19 protein-coding genes are annotated in these 25,225 nt (G+C 61.7%); 3 read left to right on the forward strand and 16 right to left on the reverse strand.

Annotated elements, in window-relative coordinates:
• Positions 1-156 precede the first annotated feature (156 nt).
• Positions 157-1,719: a GTPase HflX gene (gene hflX / locus Uis1B_RS02960; RefSeq protein ID WP_101615422.1), complete on the reverse strand. Its 1,563-nt coding sequence runs from the start codon at positions 1,717-1,719 to the stop codon at positions 157-159.
• 135 nt (positions 1,720-1,854) lie between these two features.
• Here hflX and Uis1B_RS02965 point away from each other — a divergent pair, with 135 nt between their 5' ends.
• The gene (locus Uis1B_RS02965) at positions 1,855-2,520 is read left to right on the forward strand and encodes a class I SAM-dependent methyltransferase (protein WP_101615424.1); all 666 of its coding nucleotides are present in this window, start codon (positions 1,855-1,857) and stop codon (positions 2,518-2,520) included.
• A 57-nt stretch (positions 2,521-2,577) separates the two neighbouring features.
• Positions 2,578-6,633, forward strand: coding sequence for an ATP-dependent RNA helicase HrpA (gene hrpA / locus Uis1B_RS02970; protein ID WP_101615426.1), 4,056 nt, complete (start codon positions 2,578-2,580; stop codon positions 6,631-6,633).
• A 27-nt stretch (positions 6,634-6,660) separates the two neighbouring features.
• On the opposite strand, the gene Uis1B_RS02975 is transcribed toward hrpA, so the two are convergent.
• Both Uis1B_RS02975 and glnA read right to left on the reverse strand, forming a co-directional pair.
• The gene (locus Uis1B_RS02975; RefSeq protein WP_243390233.1) at positions 6,661-7,767 is read right to left on the reverse strand and encodes a formate/nitrite transporter family protein; all 1,107 of its coding nucleotides are present in this window, start codon (positions 7,765-7,767) and stop codon (positions 6,661-6,663) included.
• 338 nt (positions 7,768-8,105) lie between these two features.
• Positions 8,106-9,443: a type I glutamate--ammonia ligase gene (gene glnA, locus Uis1B_RS02985; RefSeq protein WP_101615431.1), complete on the reverse strand. Its 1,338-nt coding sequence runs from the start codon at positions 9,441-9,443 to the stop codon at positions 8,106-8,108.
• A gap of 150 nt (positions 9,444-9,593) precedes the next feature.
• On the opposite strand from glnA, the gene Uis1B_RS02990 reads away from it, so the two are divergent.
• A complete protein-coding gene (locus tag Uis1B_RS02990; protein ID WP_101615433.1) occupies positions 9,594-11,048 on the forward strand; it encodes a DUF2252 domain-containing protein in 1,455 nt (484 codons plus the stop codon).
• Positions 11,049-11,139: 91 nt separating this feature from the next.
• On the opposite strand, the gene priA is transcribed toward Uis1B_RS02990, so the two are convergent.
• The 13 genes from priA to ftsZ all read right to left on the reverse strand — a co-directional run bounded on the left by priA (position 11,140) and on the right by ftsZ (position 25,127).
• A complete protein-coding gene (gene priA, locus Uis1B_RS02995) occupies positions 11,140-11,868 on the reverse strand; it encodes a bifunctional 1-(5-phosphoribosyl)-5-((5-phosphoribosylamino)methylideneamino)imidazole-4-carboxamide isomerase/phosphoribosylanthranilate isomerase PriA (protein ID WP_101615435.1) in 729 nt (242 codons plus the stop codon).
• A gap of 63 nt (positions 11,869-11,931) precedes the next feature.
• Positions 11,932-12,573, reverse strand: coding sequence for an imidazole glycerol phosphate synthase subunit HisH (gene hisH, locus Uis1B_RS03000; RefSeq protein ID WP_101615437.1), 642 nt, complete (start codon positions 12,571-12,573; stop codon positions 11,932-11,934).
• 42 nt (positions 12,574-12,615) lie between these two features.
• Positions 12,616-13,236, reverse strand: a complete 621-nt coding sequence (locus Uis1B_RS03005) for a hypothetical protein (RefSeq protein WP_101615439.1) — start codon at positions 13,234-13,236, stop codon at positions 12,616-12,618.
• A complete protein-coding gene (hisB, locus tag Uis1B_RS03010) occupies positions 13,233-13,832 on the reverse strand; it encodes an imidazoleglycerol-phosphate dehydratase HisB (RefSeq protein WP_101615441.1) in 600 nt (199 codons plus the stop codon). Before hisB ends, Uis1B_RS03005 begins: the two co-directional genes overlap by 4 nt.
• A gap of 1 nt (position 13,833) precedes the next feature.
• On the reverse strand, positions 13,834-14,991 hold the full coding sequence (locus Uis1B_RS03015) for a histidinol-phosphate transaminase (protein WP_101615443.1): 1,158 nt from the start codon (positions 14,989-14,991) through the stop codon (positions 13,834-13,836).
• On the reverse strand, positions 14,988-16,394 hold the full coding sequence (gene hisD, locus Uis1B_RS03020) for a histidinol dehydrogenase (protein ID WP_341476244.1): 1,407 nt from the start codon (positions 16,392-16,394) through the stop codon (positions 14,988-14,990). The genes Uis1B_RS03015 and hisD overlap by 4 nt, the downstream gene beginning before the upstream one ends.
• Positions 16,395-16,491: 97 nt before the next feature.
• Positions 16,492-20,082 (reverse strand): DNA polymerase III subunit alpha, encoded by a 3,591-nt coding sequence (gene dnaE, locus Uis1B_RS03025; RefSeq protein WP_101615445.1) that lies wholly within the window; start codon positions 20,080-20,082, stop codon positions 16,492-16,494.
• Positions 20,083-20,127: 45 nt separating this feature from the next.
• Positions 20,128-21,057, reverse strand: a complete 930-nt coding sequence (locus Uis1B_RS03030; RefSeq protein ID WP_101615447.1) for an RluA family pseudouridine synthase — start codon at positions 21,055-21,057, stop codon at positions 20,128-20,130.
• 3 nt (positions 21,058-21,060) lie between these two features.
• Positions 21,061-21,615: a signal peptidase II gene (locus Uis1B_RS03035; RefSeq protein WP_101615449.1), complete on the reverse strand. Its 555-nt coding sequence runs from the start codon at positions 21,613-21,615 to the stop codon at positions 21,061-21,063.
• 8 nt (positions 21,616-21,623) lie between these two features.
• Positions 21,624-22,871 (reverse strand): DivIVA domain-containing protein, encoded by a 1,248-nt coding sequence (locus tag Uis1B_RS03040; protein WP_101615451.1) that lies wholly within the window; start codon positions 22,869-22,871, stop codon positions 21,624-21,626.
• A gap of 123 nt (positions 22,872-22,994) precedes the next feature.
• On the reverse strand, positions 22,995-23,279 hold the full coding sequence (locus Uis1B_RS03045; RefSeq protein ID WP_423734851.1) for a YggT family protein: 285 nt from the start codon (positions 23,277-23,279) through the stop codon (positions 22,995-22,997).
• A gap of 95 nt (positions 23,280-23,374) precedes the next feature.
• Complete coding sequence (locus Uis1B_RS03050; protein ID WP_101615453.1) at positions 23,375-23,854, reverse strand: cell division protein SepF; 480 nt, start codon at positions 23,852-23,854, stop codon at positions 23,375-23,377.
• Positions 23,855-23,882: 28 nt separating this feature from the next.
• The gene (gene ftsZ, locus Uis1B_RS03055) at positions 23,883-25,127 is read right to left on the reverse strand and encodes a cell division protein FtsZ (RefSeq protein WP_101615455.1); all 1,245 of its coding nucleotides are present in this window, start codon (positions 25,125-25,127) and stop codon (positions 23,883-23,885) included.
• Positions 25,128-25,225: the final 98 nt, after the last annotated feature.

Raw genomic sequence — 25,225 nt, forward strand, 5'->3', positions numbered from 1 at the left:
ACTCCAATAGCGGCATTCTTAAGCCGAACTTCGGCTACACTATATCTTCACCTTGTGACGAGACGAGCGATATGGACAGCCAAAAGCAATACTAGGCAACCACTGGTTCTCGACATGATCCCGTGATACGGGACGTCACCCACGACACGGTCGCAATCATACGGAGGATCCGATGCGTTCCTCCCCATCCACACCATCATCGATGGATCGTTCCACGATCCTGGCGGCGAGATGATCGTCGACGTCCGCCTCGACGTATATGCCGTCGCCGCGGTAATCCACCGAGGTCACGATGCCGTATTCACGGACCGCCGAAACAAGGGATCCCGCATCGTAGGGCAGCAAGGCGGATACGTGGACGTCGGGAACGGGAAGCAATCGTTCGATGGCCGTCCGCAGCTCATCGACGCCGTCACCGTTCGCCGCGGACACCAGAAAGGCGTCGCGATCCAGCTCGGCGAGCCTATCCCTGGTGGTTCCGTCGATCATATCGATCTTATTGAACGCGAGAATCCGCGGAATACCCTCCACACCGTCGATATCGGACAGCACGTCGTTGACCGCGTCGATCTGCGCGAACGGATCGGGATGCGAGGCATCGACCACATGCAGAATCACATCGGCCTCACCCACCTCCTCCAACGTGGACTTGAAGGCTTCGACAAGCTGCGTAGGCAGTCTACGAACGAATCCAACGGTATCCACATAGGTGTAGATGCGGCCGTTCGCCGATTTCGTCCGTCGCACGGCCGTATCGAGGGTGGCGAACAACGCGTTGCCAACCAGCTCCTCGGAACCGGTGAGCCTATTGGTCAGCGACGACTTGCCGGCGTTGGTGTACCCGACCACCGCCACGGACGGCATGCCGTGGCGCCGCCGGGAACCACGCTTGACCTCCCTGGCGGGCGCCATCTGCGCGATCTGCCGACGCAGGCGGGCCATACGACTGCGAATCACACGACGATCCATCTCGATCTGCGTTTCACCGGGGCCACGGGAACCGATGCCGCCGTTCTGCCCCGCGGCCTGACCTCCGGCCTGCCGGGAAAGCGATCCACCCCATCCACGCAGTCGGGGCAACATGTACTCCAGCTGAGCCAGCTCCACCTGCGCCTTACCCTCACGACTGGTGGCATGCTGGGCGAAGATATCGAGGATCACCGCCGTACGATCCACCACCTTGACCTTGGCGACATCCTCAAGACCACGACGCTGGGACGGGGGAAGATCGGCATCCACCACAATCGTATCGGCATCGAGCTGCTCCACGATCCTCGCGATCTCCTTGGCCTTGCCCGAACCGACATAGGTGGCGGAATCCGGCCTCAGCCTATGCTGAAGAAGACCATCCATCACCTCGGCACCGGCGGTTTCAGCCAAAGCGGCAAGCTCTCGCAACGATTCCTCGGCCCTGGTCTGCGTGGTCTGCGCACTCGACCACACACCCACCAGCACCACACGCTCAAGACGAACCTGCCGGTACTCGACCTCGGTGACGTCCTTCTTCTCACCAAGACCAAGCACATGCTTGAGGGCATTGCGAGATTCACGCTCCTGCCACTCCTGCCCACCCGGACCAGCCGGCACGCCGGCACCATCCTGCAGCACCTCGGAATGCTCGGCAAGCACATCGACGGAATCCTCCTCCCGCCGCACCGGCACCCTCGCATGCCGCGACTCGGCATCCGCCCCCGTCTGCTCCTTCCGCTCCGGCACCATCGTCTTCGTCGACCCCATCGGCTGCCCATCGGCATTGTCGGTATTGGTAGTAGTCACTGACACCTCTCGAACGCTGTTCTATTCTGAATACTTATTATCATCATGTAAGACGACAACGAACCCCAAGGAGCATGCATGACGGCACAAGGCAATGAACAGTACTTCTCGGCAACACCGTCCTCGGACGACATCCGCCGCGTCCTGCATGTGACGATCCGCGGAAAGCAGACCGACGTTGAAGTCTCCAACGGGGTCTTCTCCTCCGGAAGACTGGATCTGGGCACATCCGTACTGCTCCGTCACGCCCCCGAACCGGCCGCATCGGCGAACAACCACACCGACCCCAACGGCGACGACGAAACAACCGGCCCCCGCACCTTCCTCGACCTCGGATGCGGATGGGGGCCGATCACCCTCGCGCTCGCCGAAGCCGATCCCGAAGCGAACGTATGGGCCGTGGATGTGAACGAACGGGCCCTCGCCCTCACCGAACGCAATGCGACCGCGAACGGGTACGGCAACGTGCACGTCTCGCTGCCCGACGACGTGCCCGAGGATCTGCGGTTCGACACGATCTGGTCGAACCCTCCGATCCGCATCGGCAAGGAAGCCCTGCACGACATGCTCATGACATGGTTGCCGCGATTGTCGCGCGACGGCGAGGCGTATCTGGTGGTTCAGCGCAATCTTGGTTCGGATTCGCTGATGAAGTGGCTCGCGGATGCGCTCGGCAGCGGATTCGCCGTGGACAAATACGCCAGTTCCAAGGGCTACCGTATCATTGAGATTTTGCGTAGATAGCGGTTAACCGCGGTACGAAGGTACCGCATCAACGGACGCGACAAGAATTTAGGACATATGAGATTCGAGTATCCCTCCGAGCTGCCGGTCAGCTCCGCGAAAGATGAAATCGCCGAAGCGGTGCGCACCCATCAGGTGGTCATCGTTTCCGGTCAGACCGGTTCCGGCAAGACCACGCAGCTGCCGAAGATCCTGTTGGAAATGGGGCGGGGCACGCACGGTCATCAGATCGTGCACACGCAGCCGCGTCGCATCGCAGCCAGAACGGTGGCGGAGCGCATCGCTTCGGAGATGGGCGTGTCGCTGGGTGACGAAGTGGGCTTTCAGGTGAGATTCACCGACGAAAGCTCGCCGAAGACCCGACTGCGCGTGGTGACGGACGGCATTCTGCTCGCCCAGATACAGCGGGATCCGAATCTGAGCGCCTACGACACGATCATCATCGACGAGGCGCACGAACGCAGTCTCAACATCGATTTCCTGCTCGGATATCTCACGGCCTTGCTGCCCAGACGCCGTGACCTCAAGCTCATCATTACGTCCGCGACCATCGATTCGGTGAAGTTCCAGACGCATTTCGCCGAAGCACTGCACGAGAAGGTGCCGGTGATCGAGGTTTCGGGACGCACCTATCCGGTACAGATCGTCTATGAGCCGCTGGGTTCCGGCCCCGCCCTGATGCGGTACGTGCCGGGATTCGAGGATTCGGACGGCGAGGACGACGAAACCTCCGACATGCCGACGGCCGTGGCCCGCGCCTGCGCCGAACTGGTGATCCGCTCCTCCCATGAACGCGGACCCCGCGATATTCTCGTGTTCGCCGCCGGCGAGCGCGACATCCATGATTTCGAGTCGTCGATGCGTAGGCATTTCGGTCAGCGGTGCGTGGACATGAAGCGTCCCGATGCGATTGAGATCCTGCCGCTGTTCGCCCGTCTTTCGGCCAAGGAGCAACATCGCGTGTTCGAGCCGCATACGCATCAGCGCATCGTGCTGGCCACCAATGTGGCGGAGACTTCGTTGACGGTGCCGGGGATCCGGTATGTGGTCGATCCGGGAACGGCGCGCATATCCCGGTATTCGAAGGCCGCGAAGGTTCAGCGTCTGCCGATCGAGCCGATCAGCCAGGCGAGCGCCGACCAGCGTAGCGGTCGCTGCGGTCGTATCGCGGACGGCATCGCGATCCGCCTGTACGATCGGGATGATTACGAGAATCGTCCTCGGTTCACGGAGCCGGAGATTCTACGGACCGCATTGGCTTCGGTGGTGCTGCACATGCTGTCGGTGGGTGTGGCTCGGACCGTTTCGGACGTCACCGATTTCGGATTCATCGACCCGCCGGATACCAAGGCGGTGACGAACGGTTTCAATGATCTGGTGGAGCTCAGGGCCATCTCCCGTTCGCATGGTGATGCGCGGTTGACCCGCATCGGCCGGCAGTTGGCTCGTCTGCCCATCGATGTGCGGCTGGCGCGCATGGTGATTCAGGCGTCCGGGGATACGCCGAATACGCTGGCCGCGATTCTGGTGGTCGTTTCGTTTCTTAGTCTTCAGGATCCTCGGGAGCGTCCGGAGGACAAGCGTGATGAGGCCGATCGCATTCATAACCGGTATGCGGACGAGTCCAGTGATTTTCTGACAGCGCTTAACATCTGGGATCGGTTCTTCCAGGCGGATGGCGAGACGTCGAACGCCGCGCTTCGCAGGGCGTGCAAGGCGGAGTTCATGAACTATCCGCGTATGCGTCAGTGGAAGGATCTGTATCGTCAGCTGCGGCAGATGTGTCGGGAGCTTCGGTTCGGTGTGGGCGAGCCGCTGCCGTCGTCCCGTCCGGGGCTTGAGGTTCGTCAGTTGCCGCTGAATCAGCAGGCGGCGCATTCGCTGACGTGTTCGTGGGATGCCGTGGGCATTCATAAGGCGATGCTTTCCGGGTTGCTGTCGAGTATCGGCATGCAGCAGGTTCGCGAACCGAAGGCTTCGGATTTCGCTGGATTGAGGGGGCCGGCGAAAGCTCGTGCCATGAAGATGGCGGCGAAGCGCGCAAAAAACGAGTATTTGGGGTCTCGGGGCACGCATTTCGCCCTGTTTCCGGCGTCCGCGGTGGCGAAGAGCACGCCTCAGTGGGTGATGGCGGCCGAGTTGGTGGAGACCTCGCGGCTATGGGCCCGTTCGTCGGCGGCGATCGATCCCGCGTGGGCCGAACCGCTGGCCGGCAATCTCACGCGCACCACGTATGCGGAGCCTCACTGGTCGGCGTCGAAGGGCGCGGCGGTGGCGAGTGCGAAGATCCTGCTGTATGGTCTGCCGATCGTGCAGGATCGCACGGTGCTGTGGGGGCGTATCAATCCGGTGGAAGCCCGTGATTTCCTGATTCGTCAGGGTCTGGTAGAGGGTGATGTCCAGCAGCGGTTCCCTTACGATGATTTCATCGACGACAATCGCGCCGTGCTGCAGGAGGCCGATGAGGAGACGAGTCGCACCCGTCATGTGGTGGACAGGGTGACGGATGAGGATCTCGTCGATTTCTATGATCATGTGCTGCCGGCCGACATCACGTCGATCGCGGCTCTGGGAGCGTGGTGGAGGCGGCATCACGATGAGAATCCCGATCTTCTGCGGTTCGATCCGTCCAAGGTGGAGCGGCTTCAGACCTTGGACGAGGTGGATCTCAACGATTATCCCGATCATTGGCATACGATGGGCTCGGATGGCACGCCAATCGATCTGAAACTCACCTACGTGTATGATCCGAACGCCGAGAACGACGGTGTCACCGTGCATGTGCCGTTGAAGTTCCTGTCCCGCATCTCCCCCGAGCAGTTCACCTGGTCCGTTCCCGGTCTGCTTGATGAGCTGATCGTGACGACGATCAAATCACTGCCGAAGGCGTTGCGCGTACAGTTCGTGCCGGCTCCGGACACCGCAAGGGCCATGCGTTCGTGGATAGACGCGCATTATCCCGATCTGCCGGGATCCGGTGATCGGGGCCATCCGGTCGCCGCTCCCGTGGACCCGTCAACCGGGGCTGCGCGATGGCCTGATTTCACCCATGTGTTCACGCAGGCGGCGATTGCGGTGGTCGGAGCGCAGGTGCATCCGGAAGTGTTCGGCGATTCGCAGTTGGAACGGTTGCCGAAGCATTTGAGGATGCTGTTCGCGATCGAGAAGCCGGTTGCCGATGGCCGCGGATCCGGCCGCGGGCGCGGTCGGGGACGTCGCCCACGAATGACCGTGGTGGGGTCGGGCAGGTCTCTGACCGATCTGCAGCGTCGTTTCGCCGAACAGGCGGTGGCGTCGGCCAGGCAGACGGTGAAACGGCAGGCGATCAAGGCGGCCGATCAGGGGCATGTGGTGCAGTCCGCGAATCTGCTGCATCGGGCGGGTGCCACAACCGTCTCGCGTGCCGATATGCTGTGGGGTGCCGCGCTGGATGCGCTGCGTCTGCCCGCCGAGCGGATCTCCTCCCGCTGGCTGGGTGCCGAGTCGCTGATGCTGGCTTCCGCACCGTACAAGAGCACGCAGACTCTGGTGGAGGATCTTCAGATGGCCGCGGTCAAGCGTCTGCTGCCGAATATCGGAAGCATCGACGATGATTCGCAGCTTGCCGACGCCGTAAGCGACGTGATGCAGGTGTATGAGGATACGGTGTATCAGGTGTCGCGTGATGTGATCGCGATCCTTAAGCGGTACGCGGAAGTGGAGAAGGCTGTGACCGGTCCAGCTTCGTTGCCTTTGCTGGCGGTGCTGCAGTCCATCCGCGAGCACGCCGATGCGCTGGTAAAGCCAGGATTCGTGGCCGCCGCTCCCCCGGATGCCCTACGTTCGATGGAGCGGTATCTGCATGCGGATCTGCTTCGTTTGGAGAAGGCGAAGACCGATAAGTCGCGTGATGTGAACTGGGCGTGGCAGGCTGACGAAGCCCGCCAGCTGGTGGATAAGGCGTTGGATTCGGCCCGAAAGCAGCCGGCCGGCCCTCGTCATGACGAATTGATGGCGAAGGCCGATACTGCCCGATGGCTGCTGGAGGAGTTCTATGTGTCGCTATGGGCGCAGGAGCTGGGAACGCCGCGACCGGTGAGCCTCAAGCGCATTGCGAAGCTGCTGAGGGACTAGGCGCCGCGTTCGCTGCCGGTCGTGCGGTCAGCGCCGTCCGATGTCGTGGCGGAGCGCACGACCATTGCTGTGATGGTGGGAGTGCTGGTCGTTCATGACCGCGAAGTTGATGCCGATGAGCAGTCCTCCGCCGACGAAGTTGCCGAGTATGACCACGATGATGGCGAGCACCTCCATAAGCGGATCGCCGACTCCGTGCAGACCCATGATGAGGAACAGCACGGAGTCCGCGACGGAGTGCTCGAAGCCGAGGTAGGCGAACACGAACACGGCGACCATCATGATGATGCATTTCGTGAAGTCGTTGACGATCTTGCCGTTGTAGCACATGAGCATGGCGATGTTGATGCAGAAGTTGCAGAAGATCGCGCGCACGAACAGGTCGGCGATGCCGAAGGCTCCTTGGCTGAGGTATCCGGTTTTGGTGGCGACGGCCGTGGCCATGACGGTGTAGATGTCGCCGCTGACGATGGTGGAGCATCGCATGAGCACCGCCACGACGAGACCGCCCAGAAGGTTGCCGATCAGGCACAGGCCGAGGATTCGCAGGCTGTGCAGCCAGCTGATGCGTTTATGGTAGACGCCGATGGACACGATCATCATGTTCGAGGTGAGCAGCTCGGAGTTCGTGTAGTAGATCAGCACCAGCGCCCAGCCGAACGTGCAGGCGCCGAGCACCTTGCCGACGAGCGCCATGGCGGGGCTTACGGCGGCGAAGGTGGCGCTGATCGTGAAGAACGCGGTGAAGAAGATGCCGACGAACAGACCAGCCATGAGGGCTCGCTGCATGTATTTGCTCACCAGCCGACCGGTCATGGTCTCCTTGCTGTTGAGTACGTCGAGCACGGTGGAGACGAAGACGTTGCCGGGGAACAGCGGATGCAGTTTCGGGGCTGCGCCCAGTGGGGAGGATGCAGGAGCCGTCGCGGAAGCGCTGGTGGTGGAGGCGGCGGTGTTGGCCGCGCTGTTGGCTGCGTCGGCCGCCGTGGCGGCTGCGGATGCGGCCGCTGCCGCTGCCGTGGCCGCGGCGGCCGCCGCCGCGGTGGCGGCTTCCGGAGCCGAAGTGGGCATGGGGACGGACGGGGCTGATGCCGGAGATGACTGGACTGATGTTGATTCGGGATTGGAAGGCATGGAACGCTCTCTCATTCTGAAAAACTGATAATTCCCTCTGTATCTCTTCATCACAGTAATTCAGGGAAGCGCTGCCAAGTACTCATGTTGCCGTGATATTCCCCACATTTACCGTACCGTATACCGATGATGCCGATATATGCGTGCGGTACGGGCGCTGGAAACAAAAACCCAATCACATAAAATCCGCGCTGCGAGTGCGGTATCGGGCGTTGGAAGACGAAGGCGTACCCACAACAAAATCCGCGCTGCACGTGCGGTATCGGTGCCGCGCAGGTGAAGGCGTACAAAGGTACGTCGAACCTGAGCGGTGCCGATAACGCTCCGCAGCGCGGATTTTACAGCCGTGGAAGGTAGTGCTTGAGTTCGTAGGGGGTAACCTGCATCCGATAGTCCTCCCATTCCTTGCGCTTGTTGCGCAGGAAGTAGCGGAAGGCGTGTTCGCCGAGAACGTCGGCGACGAAGTCGGATTTGGACATGATTTTCAGGGCGGTGTCGAGGGAGTCGGGAAGGGGCTCGATGCCCATGGCCTGACGTTCCTCGTCGGTGAGCTCCCAAACGTCGTCACTGGTGGGCTCGCCGAGGACCATCTGCTTGTCGATGCCGTCGAGGCCGGCGGCGAGGAGCAGGGAGTAGGCGAGGTAGGGGTTGGTGACGGGGTCGAGGGCGCGAAACTCCATGCGGGCGGAGTTGCCTTTGCCGGGCTTGTACTGGGGGACGCGGAGAAGGGCGGAGCGGTTGTTGTGGCCCCAGCAGATGTAGCTGGGGGCTTCATTGCCGCCCCAGAGGCGCTTGTAGGAGTTGACGAACTGGTCGCAGACGGCGGTGATCTCGGCGGCATGGTAGAGGATGCCGGCGGCGAACTGGCGGGCGGTGAGCGACATGTTGAATTCCTGACCGGCCTCGTAGAAGGCATTGGCGTCGCCTTCGAAGAGACTCAGGTGGGTGTGCATGCCGGAGCCGGGCTGGTCGGCAAGGGGCTTGGGCATGAAGCTGGCGTGGATGCCTCGCTCCAGGGAGATCTCCTTGACGACGGTGCGGAAGGTCATGATGTTGTCGGCCATGGTGAGCGCGTCGGCGTAGCGCAGATCGATCTCGTTTTGGCCGGGACCGCCTTCGTGGTGGGAGTATTCCACGGAAATGCCCATCTGTTCGAGCATGTTGACGGTGGCGCGGCGAAAATCCATGCCGGGGCTGCGGGGCACATGGTCGAAGTACCCGCCTTCATCGACCGGCTTGGGGGTCTGCGACCAGTCGTCCTGCATTTCGAAGAGGTAGAACTCGATTTCCGGATGGATGTAGAAGGTGAAGCCCTTTTCCTTGGCTTTGGCCAATGTGCGCTTCAGCACATGGCGGGGATCGCCCAGGCTGGGTTCCCCTTCGGGGGTGAGCACGTCGCAGAACATGCGCGCGGTACCCTGCGGACCACCTCGCCAGGGGAGGATCTGGAAGGTGGATGGGTCGGGCTTGACGATCATGTCGTCTTCGGAGACGCGTGTGAGGCCTTCGATGGCGGAGCCGTCAAAGCCAAGCCCCTCCTCGAACGCCGCTTCCAGCTCCGCCGGCGCGATGGCCACGGACTTCAGCGTTCCCAACACGTCGGTGAACCACAAACGAATAAAGCGCACGTCGCGTTCCTCGACCGTGCGCAGGGCAAACTCTTGCTGTCTATCCATAGCTGCCTATGGTTTCATAGCTTTATTTCATGCGTCGTTAACAGAAGCGGGCGTGTCGCATATGCGCATCATCGCCGCTGGAAGTGGGGTATGTTTGAATGCGGCAGTTTTTGAAATTCGTCCGACAGCATTATCAAAGAAAGCCAGGGAATGGAACGCGAAGGAACAACAGGAGAACATACGACGCGATATACCGAGGATCCCCCGGTCACCTTGGATTGGGTCGAGGCCACGAATCCGAAAGACCGGACGCTGATGGGCACCATCGCACGACGACGTGCACCGTTGGGGGATCATGCGATCTGGCATCCGCGGCCGAACAGGACGGAGAAGATCGCACTGCTCGAGGAACAGTCGGCCATACGAGTGCAGGAGCTGATTCCGCTCAGGTACGCGAGAATGAGCGTCTCCCCGTTCACGTTCTATCGAGGTACGGCGCTGATCATGACGTCGGATCTGGCCACGACCGCGGTCAGCGGCATTCCGGTGCAGTGCGTAGGTGACGCCCATATCGCGAATTTCGGCATCTTCATGTCACCCACCCAGCATCTGGTCTTCGACATCAACGATTTCGACGAGACGCTGCCGGGACCTTGGGAATGGGATGTGAAGCGTCTGGTGACCAGCGTGGAGATCTGCGCGAGGGATCGTGGTTTCGATGCGGCCACGAGACGTCGGGCGGTGCAGGAGTGCATTCACTCGTATCACGAGTCGATGGACATGTTCGCGAAGATGGATAATCTTGACGTGTGGTATGCGAATCTCGATGTGGAGAAGACGCTTCAGGAGTACACGAAGAACGGCATGCCGAGCAAGACGCTGAGGAAGGCCGTGCAGAAGGCCCTGTCGAAGGATTCGAATCATGCGGCCCAGAAGTTCGGCCAGATGGTGAAGGGTGAGCCGCGTTTCCGTTCCGAGCCTCCTGAGCTGGTACCGATCAGCGAACTGACCGGATATGATCTCGAAGGTCCGTTGGACGTGACGATCCGCACGCTGTTCGACCGGTATAAGAGGAATCTGTATGCCGATCGCCGTCAGGTGCTGGATTCGTATCATCGGTATCACGATGCGGCCCGCAAGGTCGTCGGTGTGGGCAGCGTGGGCACAAGGGTGTGGGTGATGCTGCTCAGTGGCCGGGACGTCAACGACGCGCTGGTGTTGCAGATCAAGGAGGCTGAGGAATCGGTGCTGGAACGGTTCGTGGGGCATAGCCGGTTCGCCACGCATGGCGAGCGTGTGGTACAGGGCCAGAAGGTGATTCAGACCACGTCGGATGTGCTGCTCGGGTGGACGAGCATGACCACACCGGAGGGACTCCGCAAGGATTACTATGTACGCCAGCTGTGGAACGGCAAGGGGTCGATTGATCTTGATCATGCCGGTAAGGAAGGCATCATCAATACGGCTCGTATGAGCGCATGGGCGCTGGCGCATGCGCACGCCCGCACGGGTGATGCCATAGCGATCAGCGCGTATATGGATCACGGTGAGATCTTCGACAATGCGATCATCTCGTTCGCCAAGCAGTATGCGGATCAGAACGAGCTGGATTACGAAGTGTTCATGAAGGCCATCAAATCGGGACGGCTACCCTGCGCGAAGTAGCGCGGTCATCCCGTTCGCCATGATGCGGGGATGATGCGGGGAGGCGGGGATCACGCCAATACCGCCTCCCCGCATCATGAACCCCGATAGTTCAGCCGTTCGCCACCTCAAGGGCTTCCTTGAGGGTGAAGGCACGGGCGTAGAGGGACTTGCCGAGGATGGCGGAATCCACGCCCAACGAATCCAATTCCTTGATGGCCCGCAGATCATCGAGGCTGGAGATGCCGCCTGATGCGGTGACCTTGGCGTCGGTGCGTTCCGCGACCTCACGCAGCAGGGCGATGTTCGGCCCGCTCATCATGCCGTCGCGAGCCACGTCGGTGACAACGTATCGCGAGCATCCCACGGAGTCGAGGAACTTCATGGTCTCGAACAGGTCACCGCCTTCCTTCACCCAGCCTCGGGCGGCCAGAGTGTGTCCTCGCACGTCAAGGCCTACGGCCACGCGTTCACCGTATCGTTTGATGGCGGCAGCCGTCCACTCGGGATTCTCCAAAGCGGCGGTGCCGATGTTCACACGGGCGGCGCCGGCTTCAAGAGCAGCATCCAATGAGGCGTCATCCCTCACCCCACCGCTCATTTCGATATTCACCTTGTCGCCCAGCTCGTGAACGATGCCACGAAGCTGATCCCGGTTATCCCCGGTGCCGAACGCGGCGTCGAGGTCGACCAGGTGAATCCATTCGGCGCCGGATTCCACCCAGGTACGGGCCGCTTCAAGCGGACTGCCGTAATCGGTTTCGGATCCTGATTCGCCTTGGCGAAGACGCACGGCCTTGCCGTCACGGACATCGACGGCGGGAAGAAGGGTGAGTGACATGATTGTTCCTTGCCTTGATTATGACGCTTTGATTATGGCCTTTGTTATGTGCCTTGACGGTACCTAGAAGGTGCCTATCCAGTTGAGCAGCAGCCGGGCACCCGCCTCGGCGGATTTTTCGGGATGGAACTGCGTGGCCACCAAAGGCCCTTGTTCCACGGCGGCGACGAATCGGCTGCGACCGTATTCGCACCACGTTACCCGCCGATCATATCCGGCGAGCAGATCGGCGTGCGGAGCCTTGTCGGTCGGCTCGGTCACGCCGTAGGAGTGCACGAAGTAGAACCGTTCCCCCGCCACTCCACTGAGCAGTCGGGAATCCTGCGGAGCCTGAACGGTGTTCCATCCCATGTGGGGCACCACGTCGGCGTCGAGCTGCGACACCGTGCCGCCGATGAGCCCGAGTCCCTCGGTTTCGACGCCACCTTCAAGTCCGTGCGCGAACATGACCTGCAATCCCACGCACACGCCCATCACCGGCCGGCCTGCCGCAAGCCTGTCGTAGACCACGCGATCGCCACCCACGGTTTTCAACCCCTGCACGCAGGCGGCGAACGCGCCCACGCCGGGAACCACGAGTCCGTCGGCCTCGATGGCCTGACGGTAGTCGCTGGTCAACGTCACATCGATATCGAGATTCGCCAGCGCGCGAACCATGGATCGCACATTGCCGAATCCGTAGTCAAAGACCACTACTGAGGTCATTGATCCGCCTTCCTCGTTACGGTCAGTAATTACGTCGACGACTCAGTCCACTTCGGATCCGCGCGTGGAGCCGCCGCGCCCGAACCGCGTATGCCCCGCGATCACCTTCAGGGCTTCGGCCCGTTCCATCTTCCCGGCATCCACCACGTCGAGCCCCTGTGCCTTGAGATCATCCACCTTCGTGGTGCCGATGAGCAGATCCTCGACGAACGGCGGCGTGGACATGAACAGCACCGGTGGCGCGAACTGCGAGCCGGGCTTGCCGTTGACGTACAGCGTGGCCTCCAGCTTGTCGGCGCGATTCACCGCAAGCACCACGGATAGTCCCGAAACCACGGTGGTCAGGTCACGCGCCGCCGCCTCCGGACCATCTCCGTTCACGTTGCGCAGCACTGCCACGGCACCGCTCTCGTTGCCGACGCATTCGGCGGAGATGTCGGAAAGCTGGCAGAACGCGGCCAGAAGATCGGCCGCACTCAGCTGGGTGATCAGCACAGCGCATCGCGCCTTGTTCCCCAACAGGCCTTCCAGTTCGGAATCGAAGGAATCGAATCCGTTGAGATCGTTTTCGAAGCCGGCCAGAGCGGCGTTGATCTCCTCCTCGCTGAAGGAGTCGGGGTCCCGATCCTTGTCGGGCGTATTGGGAATTCGATCGTCGCTCATAGCGCTCCCTTGGTGCTGGGGATACCATCGACGCGGGGATCCGGCTCGACCGCGAATCGCAAGGCCCTCGCCAGCGCCTTGAACTCGGCTTCGGCGATGTGATGCGGGTCACGGCCCGCCAGCACCTGCATGTGCAGGCAGATGCCGGCATGCAGTGCGATGGACTCCATGACGTGCCGCACGAGCGACCCGGTGAAATGCCCGCCCATCATGCAGTATTCGAAACCTGCTGGCTCTCCGGAGCATACGGCGTACGGGCGGCCGGATATGTCGACCACGGCCTTGGCCAGCGCTTCGTCCAGCGGCACGGTGGCGTCCGCGAACCGACGGATGCCGCGCTTGTCGCCCAGCGCCTGCTTCAGAGCCTCGCCGAACACGATCGCAGTGTCCTCCACGGTGTGATGCACATCGATGTCGGTGTCTCCCGTGGCTTTGATGCTCAGGTCGATCAGCGAATGCTTGCCCAGCGCGGTCATCATGTGATTGTAGAACGGCACCGACGTGTCGATATCGGTTCTGCCGGTGCCGTCGAGGTTCAGGCTCAAGGTGATGTCCGATTCGCTGGTCACCCTGTGGATCGTTGCGGTACGTACCATGTCAGGCCTCCTTCTGCGCCAGTTCCAGCACTTCGACGAACGCCTTGCGGAAGGTCGCCATTTCCTCGTCGGTGCCCATGCAGACGCGCAGCCAGCCATCGGGGCCGACGTCGCGGATCAGCACGCCTCTGTTCAGCAGTTCGTTGAAGATGAAGTCTCGATCATCGAACAGACCGAAGTACACGAAGTTCGATTCCGAATGGGCGACGGTGAGCGGACGCCCCTTATAGGTCAGGGAGCCGAGCCACTGAGCTGTGGCCTCACGGGTTTCGCGAAGGTGCGCGACGGTGCTGAGCTGTTCGTCGGTGTGTTCCAGCGCGGCGAGCGCCGCGGCCTGGGTCACCGCACTCAGGTGGTACGGCATGCGTACGATGCGCATCGCGTCGACGATGCCCTGATCGGCGGCGACATAGCCGACTCGAGCTCCCGCATAGGCGAACGCCTTGCTCATCGTGCGGCTGACCGCCAGATTCGGATGATCGGCTATCAGCGTGACGGCGGAGGGTACGCCCGGGGTACGGAATTCGACATAGGCTTCGTCGACCACAAGGATCGGGTGCACGCCATCATCCGCCCCATCGACGTCCGCCTGCTCGCATGCGGCGAGAAGACGCCGGGTCTGATCCATCGGCAACGGTGTGCCGGTGGGATTGTTCGGGCTGGTGACCAGCACCATGGCCGGCTTCACCTCGTTGATCGCGGCGATCGCGGCATCGACGTCCAACGTGAAATCCTCGTTGCGGGGCACGGTGACCCACTGCGTAAAGGTGTCTCGGGCGTATTCGGGATACATGGAATACGTCGGCGCGAATCCGAGCGCCTTACGCCCGGGGCCTCCGAATGCCTGGAACAGCTGCAGCATGATCTCATTGGATCCGTTGGCCGCCCAGATCTGCTCGGGATCCAGACGGGTATGCGACTCCTTGGCGAGGTAATCGCTGAACGCACGGCGCAGAGCCATGTGCTCCCGATCAGGGTATCGGTTGAGCGTGGGGGCGATCCGCCGCACACGCTCCGCAATGGTATCGACCACATCGGGAGCCGGCGGATACGGATTCTCATTGACGTTCAGGCACACCGGAACGTCGAGCTGCGGAGCGCCGTAGGGCTCCTCACCCTTCAGATCGTTGCGCAGTGGAAGACTGGCGGGAATGCTCATTTAAGACCCGCTTCCTTCTCCTGCTCGTCCAGCGTGGCCTTGTCGTAGGGATCCTTGACGAATCGGCTGAGCACGCACTCACCGTGGCCCGGAAGATCCTCGGAGACGGCGAAGGCGTTGATTCGCGCGGCCAGTTCCTTGAGACCACGCTCGTCGTATTCGATGACCTCGACGGGCTTCATGAAGGTGTGCACGCCGAGGGCCGCGGCGAAACGTGCGGTGCCGCCGGTGGGCAGAACATGGTTGGAGCCGGACATGTAGTCGCCCAGCGGAACCGGCGAATACGGGCCGCGGAAGATGGCGCCGGCGTTGCGGATCCGCGCGATCACGGCATCCGGATCGGCGGTTTGGATTTCAAGGTGTTCCGCCGCGTAGGCGTTGGCCGCCGCAATGGACTGGTCGAGATCGTCGGTGAGCACGATGGCGGACTGGGTGCCGGACAGCGACGTATGCACACGATCGGCATGCTCGGTGCGCGGCACGCGGTAGGCCAGCGATTCCTGCACCTTGTCGGCGATGTCGGTGGAATCGGTGAAGAGCACGGAACCGGCAAGCTCATCATGTTCGGCCTGACCGATCAGATCGGCGGCGAGCCAGCTGGGATTGGCGTCCTTGTCGGCGATGATGCCGATCTCGGTGGGGCCGGCGACCGCGTCGATGCCGACGATGCCGGAGACCAGTGATTTCGCGGTGGCGACGAAGATGTTACCCGGACCGGTGATCTTGTCGACGGGATCGCACAGCACGTCGCCGTCCTGAGGTTCGGATCCCTTGGCTCCGTATGCGAACATGGCGATGGCCTGAGCGCCTCCGACGGCGTAGACCTCATCGACGCCCAGAATCGCGCAGGTGGCGAGAATGGTCTTGTCGGGCAGGCCATCGGCGGTGGCCTTGCTCGGCGGCGTGGCGATGGCCAGCGATTCGACGCCGGCGGCCTGGGCGGGCACCGCGTTCATGATCACGGAGCTGGGGTACACGGCCTTGCCGCCGGGAACGTACAGGCCCACCCTCTGGACGGGGATCCAGCGTTCGGATACGCGGGCGCCTTCGGCCAGATCGGTGTGGAACGGCGCAGGCACCTGTGAAGCGGAGACCGCGCGGCATCGGCGCACGGACTCCTCGATGGCGGCACGGACTTCGGGATCGAGCGTCTCGAGCGCCCGGGTCATCTCCTCGACCGGTACACGCAGGTGCTCGGGACGGATGCCGTCGAACTTCTCCTCGAAATCGCGAAGCGCCGCAGCGCCGCGGGCTTTCACGTCGTCGAGGATCGGACGAACGAGCTCGGTCGCCTCCTGAGTGCCCATCTGGGCGCGGGGCATGGCCTCCAGCAGTTCGGCGCGAGTGAGGTTCTTTCCGCGCAAATCGATGATGCGCATGATCTTCTCTTCAGTATTGGTCATACCTACCGATGGTAGGAAACCCTTCTGACAGATAATCCCATATCGCGCCCATCGTCTCACACTTCGGAGAACGGCGCCGAGCCGTTTCGAGCAGGGGTCAGGCGGCCACCAGACTGGCCGGGCCAAACACCGTCTTGATCTCGCCGAACAGCGACGCATCGCGTTTGACTCGGAACCGATCCCCGAAGGTGAGCATGCGCACATTGCCTTTGTCGTCGCTGATCGCCAGCTTCACCTCGCAGTATCCGGGGTGCTGCTGCAGAATGTCCGACAACGACTGCGCGTGACGACGATCCAACGCGGTGGACGGCAGCATGATGACCAGCGGCCGCTCATCCTCCGCGTCGAGCGTCGGCACCTCCATCTCGGTGGCGCGCAGCGAAACGGTCTCGTCGCGCAGCTCCACCATGCCGCGGATGCGCACCACGGTGTCCAGAGACATCTCCGAAGCGCTGCTCTCATACACCTTGCCGAAGAACATGCACTGTATGGAGCTTTCCATGTCCTCGATGGTCACTATGGCCCACGGATTGCCCTTCTTCGATACCCGTCGGTCGATGCTCGTGATCAGACCGGCGATCGCCACCTGCTCGCGATCCCCCATGGTCTTGGCTCGATCGACCAGCTGGGCGATGGACATGTCCCGCAACCCGGCCAGCACGGCCGCCATGCCGCTCAGCGGATGGTCGGACACGTACAGGCCGAGCATCTCCCGTTCGAAGTTGAGCTTGGTCTTCTTGTCCCACTCATCCATATCGGGTACGGTCACGTCGGCGTCGCCCATCGCGTCGCCGACGGAGTCGGCGTCGTCCATGCCGGCGAACAGGTCGAACTGTCCTTCGGACTCCTTGCGTTTGAGCGGCACCACCTGATTGATGGCCGTTTCGTGGATCGTGAACAACGCCCGACGATTCGGATCGATGGAGTCGAACGCCCCGGCCTTGATCAGCGATTCCACCAGACGCCGGTTCAGCGCGGTGAGCGGCACCCGCTTGACGTAGTCCATGAAGTTCACGTACTTGCCATGCGGACCATTGCGTTCGGCGATGATGTCGGCCACGGCCTTTTCCCCCACGTTGCGGATGGCGCCGAGGCCGAATCGCACCACGTCGCCGACTGCCGAGTATTCGAGCACCGACTCGTTGACGTCGGGAGGCAGCACCTGAATGCCCATGCGGCGCGCCTCGCCGAGATACAACGCGGTTTTGTCCTTGTTGGTGCTGGCGCCCTGCAGCAGCGCAGCCATGAATTCGGTGGGGTAATGGGTCTTGAGATAGGCGGTCCAATACGAGATCAGCCCATAGGCGGCGGAATGGGCCTTGTTGAAGGCATAGCCGGAGAACGGCACGAGGATCTCCCAGATCGCCTCGGCCGCCTCTTCGGAATAGCCGTGCTCCTTCATGCCGGCGAAGAACGGCACCTTCTCCTTGGCCAGCACCTCGGGCTTCTTCTTGCCCATGGCGCGTCGAAGCACATCGGCCTTGCCCAGCGAATAGCCAGCGAGGATTCGTGCGGCGGACTGCACCTGCTCCTGATAGATGATCAGGCCGTAGGTTTCGTCAAGCACCTCCTTGAGCGGCTGGTCGAGTTCCGGATGGATCGGCTCGATCTTCTGCAGACCGTTCTTACGCTTGGCGTAGTTGGTGTGGGACTCCATGCTCATGGGGCCGGGTCGATACAGTGCGATGAGTGCGGAAATGTCGTTGAAGTTGGTGGGCTTCAACGTTCTCAGCAGCGAACGCATGCCGTCGCCATCGAGCTGGAAGACGCCGAGCGTGTCCCCTCGGGAGAGTAGCTGGTAGGTCTTTTCGTCGTCCAGGGGGATCTTGGTGTAGTCGATCGGCTTCTTGCCGTTGTTTTCGATGTTGCGTAGGGTGTCGCGGATCACCGTGAGGTTGGAAAGACCGAGGAAGTCCATCTTGACCAGCCCCAGCGTTTCGCAGGTGTGGTATTCGAAGGTGGTGGTCACCGTGCCGTCGGTGCGCTCCAGCAGCGGCGAGGTGTCGGTGATCGGCTCGCTTCCCATGATGGTGGCGCAGGCGTGGACTCCGGTCTGTCGGATCAGACCCTCGATGCCCATGGCCTCCTCGGTGATGCGTTTGACGTCCGGATCGGATTCGTACAGTTCGCGGTATTCGCGGGCTTCGGCGTATCGTTTGGCCTTCGGATCGAAGATGTCATGCAGCTTGATGTCCTTGCCGCCGGTTTCCGCCGGAGGCAGAGCCTTGGTCACACGCTCGCCCATGGAGAACTCGTAACCCATGATGCGGGCGGAGTCCTTGAGCGCCTGCTTGGTTTTGATGGTGCCGTAGATCACGCATTGCGCGACCTTGTCGTGACCGTACTTCTCCCCCACGTAGTCAAGCACGCGCATACGGCCGTCGGGATCGAAATCGACATCGATATCAGGCAGAGACACTCGTTCGGGGTTGAGGAACCGTTCGAAGATCAGACCGTGCTTGAGCGGATCGAGTTCGGTGATGCCCATGGCGTAGGCCACCATGGCGCCTGCCGCGGATCCTCGTCCCGGGCCGACCATGATGCCGTGCTCCTTGGCCCAGTTGATGTAGTCGGAGACGACGAGGAAGTATCCGGGGAACTGCATCTGGCAGATCACGCCGCACTCGTAGTCGGCCTGCTTGACCACGTTCAGCGGCACGTTGCCTTCGTACCGCTTCTCCAGCCCCTCCTCCACCTTCTTGAGGAACAGCGAGGTCTCGTCCCATCCTTCGGGACACTCGAATCGGGGCATGAACGCGCCGTCCTCGCCGTCGTCGAACATCACGTTGCAGCGTTCCGCGATCTCCAGCGTGTTATCGCAGGCCTCGGGAAGTTCTGAGAACAAGGCCCGCATCTCCTCGGCCGATTTGAGGTAGTATCCGGAACCGTCGAATTTGAACCTGTCCGGGTCGTCGAGCTGCGATCCCGAGTTGATGCACAGCATGGCGTCCTGAGCGCCGCGATCTTCCTCATGCACATAGTGCGAATCGTTGGTGGCGAGCAGCGGGGCGTTCAGCTTCTTCGCGATGTCGAGCAGATCACGGGTGACCTGCGTTTCGATGCTGAGACCGTGATCCATCAGCTCGATGTAGAAGTTCTCCCTGCCGAAGATGTCCTGCATCTCACCGGCGGCACGCAATGCCTCGTCGAACTGACCAAGCCTGATTCTCGTCTGGATGATGCCGGACGGGCATCCGGAGGAGGCGATCACACCTTTCGAATACGTGGCCAGCACCTCTTTGTCCATACGCGGGTAGCGCATCACACGACCTTCGAGGTTCGCCACCGATGAAGCCTTGATCAGGTTGACCAGACCTTCATCGGTTTCAGCCCACATGGTCATGTGGGTGATCAGACCGCCGCCGGAGACGTCATCGGGATTGCGCTTGCGATGCTTCTCGTCGACGTTCGGATCCCAGTTCGCATCCCAGCTGACCCTGGTCGGATCCTGCCTGGCGGTCTCCGGCGCCACATACGCCTCGATGCCGATGATCGGCTTCACCCCCTGCTTGACGGCGGTGCTCCACATCTCGTACGCGCCATGCATGTTGCCGTGGTCGGTGATGGCGACGGCCGGCATGCCAAGTTCCTTGGCACGGGACACGAGATCCGGGATCTTCGAAGCGCCGTCCAGGAGGGAATAGTGCGTGTGATTGTGCAGGTGCACGAAATTCGACGATTCAGCCATGAATTCCAATCTACATGGAGCCCTGACGAGCGGGGCGCCGGCAGGTCAGGGTTCGCGCTCGGCGGCACGTCGACGCAGCAGATCGAGGGCATGTTCGAGATCGACGGGATAGTGAGATCTCACACGAGTCCATACGCGGGTACGCGGATGGCGGAACTCCAGTTCCATGGCATGCAGCCACTGGCGATCAAGCCCCAGCTCCTCGGCCAGCTTCGGATTCGCACCGTACATGTGATCGCCGACGAGCGGATGACCGATCGAGGAGAAATGCACGCGAATCTGATGGGTTCGCCCGGTTTCCAGATTGATGCTGGCCAGGGTGGCCTCCCCGAAACGCTCCAGCACATCCCAATGCGTGACGGCGGGCTTGCCCGACGGCGTGACGGTGAAACGGAAGTCGGAGACGCGGTCCCTGCCGATCGGCGCCTCGATGGTGGCCTTGTCCTGTCTGAGGTTGCCTTGGGCCACCGCATGATAGGTCTTGATCACCTCGTGTTCGGAGAACTGCCGTCGCATCTCCTTGTAGGCCAGCTCGGACTTGCATACCAGCATCAGTCCGGATGTACCCACGTCGAGCCGGCTGACGATGCCTTGACGTCCCGCGGCTCCGTAGCTGGTGATGTGCACGCCGCGTTGCAGCAGGCTGCCGAGCACGGTCGGCCCCGTCCACCCCACGGAGGCATGGGCGGCCACCCCTACCGGCTTGTCGACGACCACCACGTCATCGTCCTCGTACACGATGGACATGTCCTCGGCCAAGGGCTCGGGTTCGACGGTTTCGGTCTTCAACGCGAACTCGACCATATCGCCCGCCAGCAGGGTGGTGGAACGGTCGCATGAGCGATGCAGCAGACGCACCTGCCCGGAATCAATGAGGTGCCCGGCCTTCGACCGTGATTCCCCCGTCATCTTGGCCACGGCGACGTCGAATCGACGCCCCACCAGTGCATCGGGCGCAGGAACGATGGTTTCCATGGTTCAGCGCTCCTTGTGTTCGTTCGACGGCCCGGCGTCCGAATCGCGCGTATCCTCCCGCCCGGCATCACGAAACGGTACGGACAGCAGAATCAGCGCCACCAATCCCACACCGGCCACGACCAGCCAGATGTCGGCCACATTGCCGACCGACCAGCCGTAGTCGAGAAAATCCACGACGCTGCCATCAAGGAACCCATCGGCGTAGATCACACGATCGACGAGATTGCCCACGGCCCCGGAAAACGCAAGGGCAAGGCAACCGGCCCATTTCACGGAAGTCGTCCTCACCCCGGCGACCAGCAGACACACGGACACCACCATGGCGAACAGGGAGATCAGCCAGGTCGCGGAGGATCCCATACCGAGCGACGCACCGGGGTTATGCAACAGCCGCAGGGACAACAGTCCGGGAACGACCGGAACCTGCGAATCCGTGGTCAGCGACGACAAGGCCATGTTCTTCGTCACACGGTCCACGATCAGTGTGACGATCGTTACACATACGAAGACGGCCACGCAGACACGCGGCCGTCTTGCGGTTTTCGACTCAGTCATACGAAGTTTCAGCGCTTGGACTGTCCCATGGCCTGATAGTTGTTCGTATCGGAGATCTGGGCCGTCAGCTGGCCGAGGAACTCGGTCAGACGGCTGCGATACTCGGTTTCGAACTGCTTGAGGCCCTCGATGTTGCCTTCGATCACCTTGGAATCTGCGTACAGCTTGTCCTTGACCTGCTGTGCGTAGTCGTCCGCGGCGGCACGGGTACGGCGATCGTACTCATCGGCAACGTTACGGGTCTTCTGAGCGTACTCGTCGCCTTCGGCGCGGGTCTTCTTCGAGTAGTTCTCCGCTTCGTTGTGCGTGTTCTCGGAGTATTCATCGGCCGCGTTGCGGGTCTTCTTCGAATACTCGTCCGCCTCGCTCCGAGTCTTCTTGGTGTAGGCATCGGCTTCGGAGTGAATGCGCTGAGAATAGGCGTCGGCATCCTGATGGATGCGCTGTGAGTACGCATCGGCCTTGTTGACAAGATCCTCATGCTTGGCCTGGCCATCGGCGATGAACTGATCACGCTGGGCCTTGCCCTTATCGACGTACTGATCGTGCAGCTGCATGGCGAGGGCCAACATGGCGGTGGCGCGCTCAGGCTCCGAGTTGGCACCGGCACCGGCACCGGCGATCTTGCGCAGGCTGCCGGTTTCGGCCGGAGGCTCCACCTTGGCGAGCTGCTGACGCATCTGCTCTTCGCGGGCCTTGGCTGCCTCAAGCTCCTTGTTGAGCGCGGCGATCTGCTTGCCGGCGTCACCGGCGGAGGCGATCTGCTGCTGAAGGGTGGAGATCTGACGCTGCGCGTTCTGGAGCTGGCCGGTCAGATCGGCGCTGCGACGTCGTTCGGTCTCAAGAGCCGCTGCAGCGTCACCGCTCTGTGCCGACTGCGCGGTCAGCTGATCGATCTGAGCGTTGAGCTGATCGACCTGGGACTTCAGCTGCGCGTTCTGGTTGGACAGGGTCTGCACCTGCTCCGCATCGACGGAATTCTGAGCCTGTTCCCTGGACTCGGACTGAGCCTTGGCCAGCTGGTTCTGCAGCTGCGCATTCTCATTGGTCAGCTGCGCGATCTTATCGTTCAGCGCGGCGACATCCGGACCCAGCGACTGGGTGGAACCCGACTGCGCGGCCTGGCTGCCGAGAGCCTCGACCGTTTCCGTGACCTCATCAAGGAAATCATCGACCTCGTCGATGTCGTAGCCTTCCTTGAAACGAACCGTCTGGAAAATATGGTTACGAATATCATTCGGTGTCAACAGGGCCATTACAGATCCCAACCTCACTCTCAGCTCATACTACGAGCTTATGAAATTACGTACTCGGCACCATGCTAGCACGGCGCCTACGACTGTATAGGGTTTCGGCTTGCCATCCGGCCGCATCCCGCGTCAGATCAGGATCTGCAGTACCACCAACGCGAAATACAGTACGATGAAGCTCACATCCAGATACACAGTACCAAGTGGTATGGGCTTAATATAGCGGCGAAGCCATCTCAGCGGCGGTTCGGTGATCCGATAGACCACATCGATCAGCGACGCCACCGCTCCGCTCGGATACCATCGCGGGGCGAGCACGCTGACCCAATCGAGGATCATCCGGACGAACAGCACGAAGATGTAGGCGTTGATCAGCCAATGCAGAATCAGCCTCAGCAGGAAAATCAAGGTCATGCCCACCACCGTATCAGCGCCCGTCACCACACCTGACCATTACGCCGGGTGCAAAAAACATGCACCTCTGCGGATGATCGCCGCCCTGCGGAGCTTTACTCGTTGAAGATGTCGGCGTTCGACGGGCTGGACGTATCCTCCACCTTGATGTTCACCTGAGCGGGACTGAGCAGAAACACCCGGGGGGTGACACGTTCGATGGAGCCCCTGACGCCGAACACCACACCGGCCGAGAAATCGACGATGCGGTAGGCGATGCTCTCCTCCACGCCGGTGAGATTGAGCACCACAGGTACGCCATCGCGGATGGCCCGACCGACCAGCTGGGCCTCCTCATAGGACTTGGGATGAATGGTGGTGATGCGATTGAGCTGTCCCTTGAACGGGGTCGTGCGACTGCGCGGGGAAGCCGCAACCGGCGACGCCGCGGCGGGAGCGGCGGCAGGAGTGACCGTGCGATCGGAATCGAAGGACGATTCACGGGTGGAGGGCTCTTCCTGCTCGATCTCCTCTTCTTCGTCAACCACATCCGCCATGCCAAGGTAGGACATCGCGTTCTTCATGAAGCCAGCCATCTTTGCCCTCCAGTAGGTTCAGTGTTCATCAACGAAGGAAATCGGGAATGTCAAGGTCACCCGGATCCGAATCGGGCATACGGCTCGAAGGAATGATCCGATGCTCGGAAGTATCGTCGGACGAAACGGGCTGTGCCGCCGCCGGCTGGGCGGGTTGAACCGGCTGTTGTGCGGCGGGAGCCGGTTCAGCAGGCGCCGCCTGCGGCTCCTGCGCCTTGATGGCGTTGCCGCCCGTTTCCAGATGCAGTTCGGGCAGTTCGGGAACGGAAACGTCCTTGCGTTCGGCCGGGCGATAGGAGCTGGCCGTAGCCTTCTTGGCATCGAATCCGGCCGCGATCACGGTGACGCGCACCTCGTCGCCGTAAGCGTCGTCCAGCGCAAGACCCCAGATGATCTGAGCCTCGGGGTGGATGGCTTGACGCACCAGCTCGGATGCCTCCGCCACTTCCTGCATGGAGAGATCGGTGGGACCGGCGACGTTGAGCAGCACACCATGGGCGCCTTCGATGCTGGCCTCCAGCAGAGGCGAGCTGATGGCGATCTCCGCAGCCTGCGTGGCGCGATCCTCCCCCCGCGCGGAACCGATGCCGAACAGTGCGGTTCCCGCATCCTTGAGGATGGCCGTGACGTCCGAGAAGTCCACATGGATGTAGGAGTTCATCGAAATCAGATCGGTGATGCCCTGAACGCCGGCGAGCAGGGCCCAATCGGCATGCTTGAAAGCATCGATGATGCTGACGGAACGATCGGAAAGGTCAAGCAGACGGTCGTTCGGAATGACGATCAGGGCATCGACCTCCTTGCGCAGGTTTTCGATGCCGGAATCAGCGGAGGCGGAACGACGCGGACCTTCGAAGCTGAACGGGCGGGTGACCACTGCGATGGTGAGTGCGCCGAGCTGGCGTGCGGCGCGTGCGACAAGCGGGCTGGCTCCGGTACCGGTACCGCCGCCTTCGCCGCAGGTGACGAACACCATGTCGGAGCCTTTCAGCGCCTCCTCGATATCGGACTGGTGATCCTGAGCGGCCTTGGCGCCCTTCTCGGGGTCGGCGCCTGCGCCGAGGCCTCGACTGGACTGGTCGGAGAGCGAAATCTTGATGTCGGCGTCCGAACGCATCAGATCCTTGGCGTCGGTGTTGATGGCCACGAATTCAACGTCCTGCAGTCCTTCGGCAATCATTCGATTGACCGCGTTGCCTCCGGCTCCGCCCACGCCGACGACCTTGATCACGGTCTTATCGCTGAAATTCTCAGCCTGGGCAATGTCGCTCACTATTCTGCTCCTGTCACTCACGGTTATGCCTAACTTTATCGCAGTATTTCCGATCAAACGTGAATATTCTATGGCGTGTACGTCTTTTTTCAGGCCGC

The organism is Bifidobacterium margollesii (genome assembly GCF_002860355.1).
GTDB classification, from domain to species: Bacteria; Actinomycetota; Actinomycetes; order Actinomycetales; family Bifidobacteriaceae; genus Galliscardovia; species Galliscardovia margollesii.